Below are 4758 nucleotides of genomic sequence, written 5' to 3' on the forward strand. Positions count from 1 at the left end.
CCGCCATGAATGACGGGGCTTTACGGCTCGGTTTGGTAAACAACTCTCGACTAAAAGGGTGTGCCGCAATTCCTCACCTGACTGGAGTCAGATGTTTCCTTGCGGCGTTTCTATGAAGAGGTGAAGGCTCACCCGAAGATCTTCATCCAGAGCCAGCCCGGCACGCCCCAGATGACGCCGAAGATGATCAGCATGGCGAGGACCTGCACGAAGTGGCTCTTGGAGACGGCGAGCACCATCGGGCCGACGGTGTCCCAGACCTTGAAGAGGAGGAGGAAGGAGACGCCGGCCCAGACGAGGGCGAAGATGATCGTGAAGAAGGTGAACATGTTGTGCTGCCTGACGGGAGTTCTGTGGAATTGGGGTCGAGCGCGGACGAATCCGTGGGAAAGCGTCCGCTCTTGATTTTCATCCTAATCCGCGGCCATTAACCGCGCCTTAGAGGATTGGGCCGAGAGGAGGGAGGACCCGGGAGGAGCGCTTCATGGGATCAGGGGGGCGTCCTCGTCGCCGGCGGCCCGGCTCTGCGACAATGCTCTCCTTCGAGCAACTCTTTCCAGGGCGCCTCTCATGCCGCAGTACGACGTCATTCTCCCCGAAGGCCATGTGATCCTGCGCGACCGCGCGACCGGCCGCACGCTGAGGTTCTCGGCCGAATCGGGACCGCTCAAGCTCGGCACCGTCGAGCTCGGCTTCACCTTTGCACCCGAGACCATTGCGAGCTTCGAGGCCGCGGCGGAGCCTGAGGGGCCGCAGACGGATGCGTCTGCCGATGCGCCCGCTCCCGTTCCTCCCGCCGCCGTACCGGGCGGGGCTTCGGAAATGAGCGAGGCACAGGCCGCCTTTGAGCGCATGAGAAGGCTCCCGCCCGGATTCGGACTTGAGACGGAGCTCCCCTTCCTCTCGCCCGCGTCGCCCATGCATCCGGCGCCGGTGGAGGCTGCCGCCGCGCAGAGGCTTCCGCCCCTGAGGACGCTCGAGGCGCCGCTCGAGTCGCTCACGGAGGGCGAATTTGAGGCGAGTTTCGCGAGCCTCATCCGCGCGCGCGACGAGGCCGCCCGCGAGGCGGAGTTCCTCGCCGAGATCGAGGCTGATCCGGAGGACGTGAAGGAGCTCGAGGAGCGCAAGCGCGCCTTGGACGAGCGGATCACGCGGGTCGCGCACCGGTTCGACGAATGGCGGCGGCTGCAGAAGAAGGTGGACGAGGAGAGCTTGGTTCACGACGCCTGATGCGTGCTGAAGGGCCGAAGGGCTTCAAGGAGCCTCAGGCGCGGCGGACGTCGGACGACAAAGAAGCGTCGCCCGGGACCGGCGGGTCCTGCGGGCGGCGTGTTTGTTTCCTGATGGCGGGATTTAGATGATCGCCGTGAGGATCATCATCCAGATCGGAAGCACCACGGCCGAGAGCAGCGTCGTCGAGGCGACGGCCGTCGTCGCGAACTCCACGTCGGCGTGGTGGTAGCGCGCGAGCACCGCGATCTGCGTGATGCAGGGCAGCGCCGCCTGGATCACGTACACCTTGGCGAAGAGCTCCGGCACGGGGAGCACCATCGTGAGCGCAAGGCACACGAGCGGGCTCACGAGGAAGCGCCCGAAGAGCGCGAGCCAGAGGTCCCGCGTGAAGCGGATGTTGCGGATCCCGATCGAGTGGATCATGAGCCCGATGAAGATGAGGGCGAGCGGCGTCGTGATGCCGCCCATGTACTTCGCCGCGGACATGATGGGCGCGGGGAGCTTCATGTTGAGGAGAAGCAGCACGATCGCGAGCAGGAAGCCGACGAGGGGCGGCGAGAAGACGCGCTTCAGGGTCGTGAGGGAGAGGACCTTCGGGGCCTGACGGTGTTCGGCCGCCACCCCGTCCATCGCCTCAAGGTAGTTGCCCATCGTCCAGAAGAAGGTCGTGTTGGCGAAGAAGTAGAGCAGCGTCGGAATCACCGCCTCCTCGCCGAAGAGCGCGATCGAAACCGGCAGCCCGATGAACATGTTGTTCGACGCGGTGTAGGCCGAGGAGAAGATTCCCGAGTGCGTGCGCTCGACATGCCCGAGGCGCACCATCAGGCGGCTCGTGAAGAAGACGGTCCACATCGAGATGAAGGGGATGATCATCGGCCCGGCGAGCGCGATGAGCTCGTCGTGGGTGAGCTTCTCCGAGACGCTCGCAAAGAGGTAGCAGGGCAGCGAGAGGAAGGTCACCAACCGGGCGAGGAGCTGCGAGGCCGTCTGGTCGTACCAGCCCTTGCTCGCGGTCCAGTAGCCTGCGCCCGCAAGGAGGCCCATGATGATCACGCAGTTGATGGAATTGAGGAAGGCTTCAAGCATCGGCGTTTTCCAACGGGTTCAGCGCATGCGCGGCCGTCTGGAATGAAGCCTGCGAAGGAGGCGGCGGTCGGGCGGAACCAAATTCTTTGATTCTAATCCCGCCTTCCGACACCTAGGGTTTCTTCGGATGCCTTTGGGCGTGCTCAGCCTTCGCCACCGCCGAGGTCGAGCGTCTCGCCGCGGGCCTTTTCGAGCTTCATGCGCAGGCTCAACCACACCGAGACGATTACGAGAAGCACGCTCGAGACGAGGAGGATCACCGAGAGGCAGAGCCGCGCGTCGGCCAAGGCCGTGAGCGGGGCGACCAAGCCTCCGCCCACGAAGCAAACGGCGCCCAACACCGCCGCGGCAAACCCCGCGCGCTGACGGTGGAGGGTGAGGGACGCCGTCATCGCCGCCGGGAGCGTGAGGCCGAGCGAGGAGAGGAGGATCACGTAGCAGGGGACAACCCACCAGAGAGAGAGGCCGGCCGCGAAGGCGCCCGCGAGGAGCCCCGAGCCGATCAGCATGCCGGCCGCGCCGACCCCCACGGCGCGCAGCGGGTCGCCGAGGCGGTTCGAAAAGGCCGCGCCCGCCGCCACCGAGAGCGCAAGCCCGCCGAAGGCGACGCCGTAGAGCTCCGAGGAGAGCTCGAAGTGGCTCTTGAAGATGAAGGGCGACGAGGAGATGTGCCCGAAGAGCACGGCCGCGGCGAGGAACTGCTGCACGACGAGCGCGGCGAAGACCGGGTCGCGCAAGAGGATCGCGGCGCTCTGCCGCACGGTCTCGCGCTCGGGCGCCGCGCGCTGCGTCTTCTTCTCCCGCGGGAGGGTTTCGACGAGCGTGAAGACCGTGAGGAGCAGGAGCACCGCGCCGATCGCGAAGAGAAGCCAGAAGATGCCGCGCCACCCGACCGTTTCGGCGACGAGGGCGCCGAGGAGCGGTGCCGTCACCGGCGCCACGCCCTGGATCGAGCCCATCACGCCCATGAAGGAACCGAGCTCACGTCCGGTGTAGCGGTCCGCGGCGATCGAGCGCGACATCACGATCGCCCCCGAAGCGCCGAGACCCTCGAGAAAGCGCATGCCGAGAAAGAGCTCGATCGTGGGGGCGAGCGCCGCGCCGGCCGTCGAGAGGGCGAAGAGGAGAAGGCACCAGGCGAGGGGCTTCCTGCGGCCGGCCTGGTCCGACCAGGGGCCAACGACGAGCTGCCCGACCGCGAGCCCCCACATCGTCGTGGAGAGCCCGAGCTGCACGAGCGAGGGCGACGTGCGGAAGTCCGCCGTCTGCTCGGGGAGTGTCGGGAGGTAGAAGTCCGTCACGAAGGGCCCGAAGGCCGCAAGGGCGGCGAGGAAGATGAGGAGGAAGGTTCTGCTGTTTGCCCGTTCGGTCATGGTGATGGATGAATGGGAGTTCATTTCCGAAGAGGAGGCGATTTTAAATTGAACAAATGTTCACGCCACCTGCCCGGGGAGAGTTTTGCCGAATTGAACAATCCGCGCCGCGGGGAAATTGCCCTTGGAGTGAGCGTGCGCTAAAGTAGCGCTCCCTCAGAACATCAACGACCTCGAAGACATGCTCACCTCCCAGCCCGACGTCAGCACGCCCACGCTCGCCGAAGCCGCCCTCGCGACGGAGCCGGCCGACAAGCCCCTGATCCGCGTTCCGCGCCCGGCGCGTGCGCGCAAGAACCGGCGCGTCGACATCCTGCAGACGCTGGCGAAGCTCCTCGAGGATCCTCAGTGCGACCGCATCACCACCGCGCTCATCGCGAAGAAGCTCGACCTCTCCGAGGCGGCGCTCTACCGCAGCTTTCCCTCGAAGGCGGCGATGTACGATGCATTGATCGAGTTCGTCGAGAAGAGCCTGATGGATCTGTGCACCCGCATCCGCGCGGACCAGAACCTCAAGTGCGTCGCGCGCATCCAGGTGATGACGACCGTGATGCTCGACTTCGCCGACGCGAACCGCGGCCTCACGCGCGTCATGACCGGTCAGGTCCTGTTGAAGGAGGATCCGCGCCTCACCGAGCGCATGAACCACCTCGTTGACAAGCTCGAGATGAGCCTGCGGCAGACCTTCCGCGACGCCGTGCTCGCGCGCGAGCTGCCGGCGGACTTCGACGCCTCGGCGCGCGCGAACCTCCTGATGAATTGGATCCTCGGGCGGTGGCTGCGCTTCGTGATGACGGGCTTTCTCGTGCGCCCCAACGGCGTGAGCCCCGTGGCGCTCGCCCCCTTCGTCTCCTGAGGACGATTCGAACCTTCACCCATCCATTGAAGGAGGTCCCGGACCATGCCGATCACTCTTTGGCTCGCCTTTCTCGGCGCAAGTCTCCTGCTCGCGATCGCTCCGGGACCGGACAACCTCTTCGTGCTCACGCAGTCGGCCGTGCACGGCGCGCGCGCCGGCATCACGGTCGTCCTCGGACTCTGCACCGGGCTCGTGCTGCAGACCATC

General features: G+C 66.0%; 6 protein-coding genes. 3 read left to right on the forward strand and 3 right to left on the reverse strand.

Annotated features, from left to right (window positions below; translation table 11 throughout):
- Nucleotides 1-128: 128 nt before the first annotated feature.
- Nucleotides 129-329, reverse strand: coding sequence for a hypothetical protein (locus ACT6Y9_RS08710; protein WP_295478304.1), 201 nt, complete (start codon nucleotides 327-329; stop codon nucleotides 129-131).
- Nucleotides 330-570: 241 nt separating this feature from the next.
- Here ACT6Y9_RS08710 and ACT6Y9_RS08715 point away from each other — a divergent pair, with 241 nt between their 5' ends.
- Complete coding sequence (locus tag ACT6Y9_RS08715; RefSeq protein ID WP_443744251.1) at nucleotides 571-1230, forward strand: hypothetical protein; 660 nt, start codon at nucleotides 571-573, stop codon at nucleotides 1228-1230.
- A 123-nt stretch (nucleotides 1231-1353) separates the two neighbouring features.
- Here the strand turns inward: ACT6Y9_RS08715 and ACT6Y9_RS08720 are convergent, their stop codons facing one another.
- Both ACT6Y9_RS08720 and ACT6Y9_RS08725 read right to left on the reverse strand, forming a co-directional pair.
- The gene (locus tag ACT6Y9_RS08720) at nucleotides 1354-2319 is read right to left on the reverse strand and encodes an AEC family transporter (RefSeq protein WP_295478310.1); all 966 of its coding nucleotides are present in this window, start codon (nucleotides 2317-2319) and stop codon (nucleotides 1354-1356) included.
- 143 nt (nucleotides 2320-2462) lie between these two features.
- Complete coding sequence (locus ACT6Y9_RS08725; protein WP_443744252.1) at nucleotides 2463-3716, reverse strand: multidrug effflux MFS transporter; 1254 nt, start codon at nucleotides 3714-3716, stop codon at nucleotides 2463-2465.
- Between the two features lie 157 nt (nucleotides 3717-3873).
- On the opposite strand from ACT6Y9_RS08725, the gene slmA reads away from it, so the two are divergent.
- Both slmA and ACT6Y9_RS08735 read left to right on the forward strand, forming a co-directional pair.
- Entirely contained in the window at nucleotides 3874-4548 is a 675-nt protein-coding gene (slmA, locus tag ACT6Y9_RS08730) for a nucleoid occlusion factor SlmA (RefSeq protein WP_443744253.1), read from the forward strand.
- A 45-nt stretch (nucleotides 4549-4593) separates the two neighbouring features.
- A partial coding sequence (locus tag ACT6Y9_RS08735; protein ID WP_443744254.1) for a LysE family transporter occupies nucleotides 4594-4758 on the forward strand: 165 nt, incomplete at its 3' end.

It is taken from the genome of Sutterella sp., from assembly GCF_052272535.1.
Taxonomy (GTDB): domain Bacteria; phylum Pseudomonadota; class Gammaproteobacteria; order Burkholderiales; family Burkholderiaceae_F; genus Sutterella.

Bases quoted from the DNA above. Each gene is read 5' to 3' on its own strand.
- ACT6Y9_RS08710 (WP_295478304.1), bottom strand. From the start codon at position 329: ATGTTCACCTTCTTCACGATCATCTTCGCCCTCGTCTGGGCCGGCGTC.
- ACT6Y9_RS08715 (WP_443744251.1), top strand. From the start codon at position 571: ATGCCGCAGTACGACGTCATTCTCCCCGAAGGCCATGTGATCCTGCGC.
- ACT6Y9_RS08720 (WP_295478310.1), bottom strand. From the start codon at position 2,319: ATGCTTGAAGCCTTCCTCAATTCCATCAACTGCGTGATCATCATGGGC.
- ACT6Y9_RS08725 (WP_443744252.1), bottom strand. From the start codon at position 3,716: ATGAACTCCCATTCATCCATCACCATGACCGAACGGGCAAACAGCAGA.
- slmA (WP_443744253.1), top strand. From the start codon at position 3,874: ATGCTCACCTCCCAGCCCGACGTCAGCACGCCCACGCTCGCCGAAGCC.